Source organism: Gilliamella sp. N-G2 (genome assembly GCF_002142215.1).
In the GTDB taxonomy this organism is placed as follows: Bacteria; Pseudomonadota; Gammaproteobacteria; order Enterobacterales; family Orbaceae; genus Gilliamella.
In genome coordinates this window covers 1-523 of sequence record NZ_NAST01000077.1, presented here as the reverse complement: position 1 = coordinate 523, position 523 = coordinate 1, and the positions used below count along the sequence as shown (strand labels likewise).

1 protein-coding gene is annotated in these 523 nt (G+C 31.4%); it reads right to left on the bottom strand.

What is annotated here, in order from left to right; genetic code table 11:
* A partial coding sequence (locus B6C99_RS13245) for a DUF6862 domain-containing protein (protein WP_216819503.1) occupies window positions 1-523 on the bottom strand: 523 nt, incomplete at both ends.

The window sequence follows — 523 nt, the reverse complement described above, 5'->3', positions numbered from 1 at the left end:
ATAATTTACTTCCTTTTAATGCTCTATTTATTATAGGTAAAGTAAAATGCCCTTCAAAACCATTAATCATCATCATTATTCCAATGGTTCTACCAGCCATTACTTTAGCTTCTTCATCACTGTAACCAAAACTTTTAAAACTTACTACATATCCATTATAAATAGCACGGAATTCATTTGCTTCTGATGATGTACTGTTTAATAAATGCTCAATTTCTTGGTAACCGATTTGAGCATTTGGAGGATTTAAATAAGTTAAATGCTTATAAGTTTTTAAAGCATCGTAGGCTTTCTGGCGTTCCTCATGGCATTCATCACTATTTACATCAGTACACGCATTTATTAATGCATCACTTAAACTATCATCTTTAAGACGAAGTTCAAGTAATTCCATTTTTTCTTCATCTGTTAATATGCCTTTTCTTTCTTTGTATTCTAAACCTTTTTTGGTTTGATGCTCATCTGAGTTTAAATAATTATTCTCAACCGCATTTTTACTGCTACTAATAGCCGCACTGGCATC